Below are 3,996 nucleotides of genomic sequence, written 5' to 3'. Positions count from 1 at the left end.
TGCTGCCAGGTCGATGACCTCGGGCGGAATGCGCAGGTCGGACTTGGTGGAGAAGAACACCTTGACCTTGGGCGTGACCAGGGAGGCGGCGTTCTGTTCCATCACCACCGCAATGCGCCCGGATTCCAGCCGCACCAGCGAGCCCACGGGATAGATGCCGATGCTCTTGACGAAGGCCTGGAACAGGCGCGGGTCCAGGTGGCCCTTGGTCCACTCGGCCATGCGGCGGATGGACTCGGCCGGGTCCCAGCCGCGCTTGTAGGGGCGGTCGGAGGTAACGGCGTCGTACACGTCGCAGATGGCGGCCATGCGGGCAATGGTGCTGAGCTTGTCGTGGCCCAGGCGGTCGGGGTAGCCGGTGCCGTCCATCTTTTCGTGGTGGTGCAGGCAGGCGTCGAGCACGGCGGCCTCCACGCCGCCGCCTTCCTTGAGCATCTTCCAGCCTTCGACGGGGTGGCTCTTGACCATCTCGAACTCTTCGTCGGTCAGCTTGCCCGGCTTGTTGAGCACCGCCAGCGGAATGGCGGCCTTGCCCAGGTCGTGCAGCAGCCCGGCCATGCCCGCGCTGCGGGTCTGGGCGTCGTTCAGGCCGATCTGGCGCGCCAGCGCCACCATCAGCGCGCACACGGCCACCGAGTGCATGTAGGTGTAGTCGTCGGCCGTTTTCAGGCGCGCCAGACTGATGAGCGCGCCGGGGTTGCGCGTGACCGAATCCGATATCTCCTGCACCAGGCTGGAGGCCGACTCGGCATCTACCGCCTTGCCCATGCGCGCTTCCTGGAACATGGATACCACGGCCTCCTTGGCCTGGCCGCAAATCTGGGCGGCGCGGTGCAGCTCGGCCTGGGTGGTGGTGGGGCGCAGGTCGCGCACCGGGGGCGGCGGCAGCTCGGGCTCCACCACCTTGAGCGGGGGCAGGGCCACCAGCTCGCCAAAATCGGTGGCGCGGCGCACTTCGTCTTCTTCAGGGCTGACCGAAGGCTTGCCTTGGGCCACATCCTTGCCGCGCGAGATATCGATCCACACCTCCTCCACGGCGGTGGCGCGGATGCGCTCCATGTCCTTGGGGTCGGTCAGCACGAACTTGGTGCGCCAGAACGGATGATCCATCCACGAGCCGCAGAACTCGTGCAGGTACATGCCCAGGGTCAGGTCTTCGACTCGGATACGTTTGAGCATGGTTCGGTGAAGGGTGCGCAGAGGTAACAGAAAGACACAGGCCTGCGGCCATGGTAGCCTTTTTCCCCTCCACTGTGTTGCTGCACTGCCGTATTCCGATGCCTTCTTCACCCAGCCCCGCCCAGCAAGCCCTGCGCAAGCTGGGGCTGTTACGCGACATCGACCTGGCCCTGCACCTGCCGCTGCGCTACGAGGACGAAACCCGCATCACCCCGCTGCGCAATGCGCGCGACGGAGACACAGTGCAGATCGAGGCCACGGTGACCCACAGCGAGGTGCAGTTGCGCCCGCGCCGCATGCTCAAGGTGGTGGTGGACGACGGCACGGGCACCTGCGAGCTGACCTTCTTCAGCTTCTACCCCTCGCACCTCAAGACACTGGCGGTGGGCGCGCGCCTGCGTATCCGGGGCGAGGTGCGCGGCGGCTTCTGGGGGCGGCAGATGCTGCACCCGGCGTTCCGCGCGGCGGGGGGCGAGCTGCCCTCGGCGCTGACGCCGGTGTACCCCAGCACCGCAGGCCTGCCCCAGCCCTACCTGCGCCGCGCCATTGCCACGGCCCTGCAGCGCGCAGACCTGTCGGAAACGCTGTCCCCCGGCGCCCAGCCGCCCCTGGCGCGCTTTATGGGGCAAAACGGCCTGCAGCGCCCGTACAGCCTGCGTGAGGCGCTATTTTTTTTGCACCATCCGGCGCCCGATGTGGCGCTGGCCACGCTCGAAGACCACAGCCACCCGGCCTGGCAGCGCCTCAAGGCCGAGGAACTGCTGGCACAGCAGCTCACCCAGTTGCAGGCCCGGCGCGAGCGCGACCGCCTGTGCGCACCGGTGCTGCACGCCCCGGCGTTGGCCGATGGCGCCGCCCCGCTGCACGCCCAATTGCTGGCCCAGCTCCCGTTCCCGCTCACGGCGGCGCAGCAGCGCGTGGGCGAAGAAATCGCCGCCGACCTGGCCCGCCCCGTGCCCATGCACCGCTTGCTGCAGGGCGACGTGGGCGCCGGCAAGACCGTGGTGGCCGCGCTGGCCGCCTGCCGCGCCATGCAGGCCGGCTGGCAGTGCGCGCTGATGGCGCCCACCGAAATCCTGGCCGGGCAGCACTTCACCAAGCTCGTGGGCTGGCTGGAGCCGCTGCTGGCCGCACGCGGACAGCGCGTGGCCTGGCTGGCGGGCGGGCAAAAGAAGAAGGAGCGCAGCGCCATGCTGGAACAGGTGGCCAGCGGCGAAGCCGCCCTGGTGGTGGGCACGCACGCCGTCATCCAGGAGCAGGTGCGTTTCAAGAACCTGGCGCTGGCCATCGTGGACGAGCAGCACCGCTTTGGCGTGCTGCAACGCCTGGCCCTGCGCCGCAAGCTGGCGGAGGGCATCGACGCCGGGCCGCCCCAAGGCGATGCAGCCCCCTCGGGAGGCAGCGACCCGCGCAGCGGTGGAGCGTGGGGGCCCTCGGTGCCCATGGAGCCGCACATGCTGATGATGAGCGCCACCCCCATTCCGCGCACGCTGGCCATGAGCTACTACGCCGACCTGGACGTGTCGGTCATCGACGAATTGCCGCCGGGGCGCACGCCCGTGGTCACCAAACTCATTGCCGACAGCCGCAAGGACGAGGTGATCGCGCGCATCGGCGCCCAGGTGGCGGCCGGGCGCCAGGTGTACTGGGTGTGTCCACTGATCGAGGAGAGCGAGGCGCTGGACCTGTCGAACGCCACGGCCACGCACCAGGAGCTGAGCGAGTCCCTGCCCGGCGTGCTGGTGGGCCTGCTGCATTCGCGCATGCCAGCGGCCGAGAAGAAGGCCGTCATGGCGCAGTTCAGCACCGGGCAGATGGGCGTGCTGGTCAGCACCACCGTCATCGAGGTGGGGGTGGACGTACCCAATGCCTCGCTCATGGTCATCGAGCACGCCGAGCGCTTCGGCCTGTCGCAGCTGCACCAGCTGCGCGGGCGCGTGGGGCGCGGCGCTGCGGCCTCGGCCTGCGTGCTGCTCTATGCCACCAACGACAGCGGCCGCGTGGGCGAAACCGCCAAGGAGCGCCTGCGCGCCATGCAGGAGACCAACGACGGCTTCGAGATCGCCCGGCGCGACCTGGAAATCCGCGGCCCCGGCGAATTCCTGGGCGCGCGCCAGTCGGGCGATGCGCTGCTGCGCTTTGCCGACCTGGCCATCGACACCGCCTTGCTCGAATGGGCCCGCGCCCTGGCGCCCGCCATGCTGGACCACCACCCCGACCTCGCCCGCCAGCATGTGGCGCGCTGGCTGGGGGGGCGGCAGGACTACCTCAAAGCCTGAGATGACGCACCCCCCTGAGGTGCTGCGCACCTTCCCCCCGCTCTCGCAGCGCTGCGCGCTGCGGGCAGGGGGAGCGCTTGCTCAGCGCGGCGGGGCGGCCCTTGCGCGGCGGCCCTGGCCTGGGGCGCGCCGGTTGCATGCGTCGTGGGTGCAGCGTCCGCGCAGCTGTATTCATGCACCAATTTGTTGCGCTGCGGCATGATCAGCGATGGCACTGCAAGTGCAGCTTGCTTACACTGTGAAACCCATGACCCTCACTGAACTCAAATACATCGTTGCCGTTGCCCGCGAAAAGCACTTTGGTCGCGCGGCCGAGGCATGCTATGTATCGCAGCCCACCTTGTCGGTCGCCGTCAAGAAGCTGGAAGAAGAACTGGACGTCAAGCTCTTCGAGCGCAGTGCCAGCGAAGTTAGCGTCACCTCGCTGGGCGAGGAAATCGTGCGCCAGGCGCAAAGCGTGCTGGAACAGGCCGCCGCCATCAAGGAAATCGCCAAGCGCGGCAAAGACCCGCTGGCAGGCGTGCTCACGCTGGGCGTG

General features: G+C 68.8%; 3 protein-coding genes. 2 read left to right on the top strand and 1 reads right to left on the bottom strand.

From position 1 onward, the window contains the following. A partial coding sequence (locus ACE3QP_RS21560; protein WP_374439105.1) for an HD-GYP domain-containing protein occupies positions 1 to 1,179 on the bottom strand: 1,179 nt, incomplete at its 3' end. Between the two features lie 98 nt (positions 1,180 to 1,277). Between ACE3QP_RS21560 and recG the strand changes: the two genes are divergently transcribed. Beyond that, positions 1,278 to 3,458 (top strand): ATP-dependent DNA helicase RecG, encoded by a 2,181-nt coding sequence (gene recG, locus ACE3QP_RS21555; RefSeq protein ID WP_374439103.1) that lies wholly within the window; start codon positions 1,278 to 1,280, stop codon positions 3,456 to 3,458. A gap of 247 nt (positions 3,459 to 3,705) precedes the next feature. Next, a partial coding sequence (locus ACE3QP_RS21550; RefSeq protein ID WP_374439101.1) for a LysR family transcriptional regulator occupies positions 3,706 to 3,996 on the top strand: 291 nt, incomplete at its 3' end.

The sequence above is a fragment of the Inhella sp. genome (assembly GCF_041912635.1).
GTDB lineage: Bacteria > Pseudomonadota > Gammaproteobacteria > Burkholderiales > Burkholderiaceae_C > Inhella.
The sequence above is the reverse complement of the archived record's forward strand: the minus strand, read 5'-3'. Positions and strand labels throughout refer to the sequence as shown.

What these genes read in the sequence shown, in the direction of transcription:
- recG (WP_374439103.1), top strand. Translation starts at nt 1,278, where the DNA reads ATGCCTTCTTCACCCAGCCCCGCCCAGCAAGCCCTGCGCAAGCTGGGG.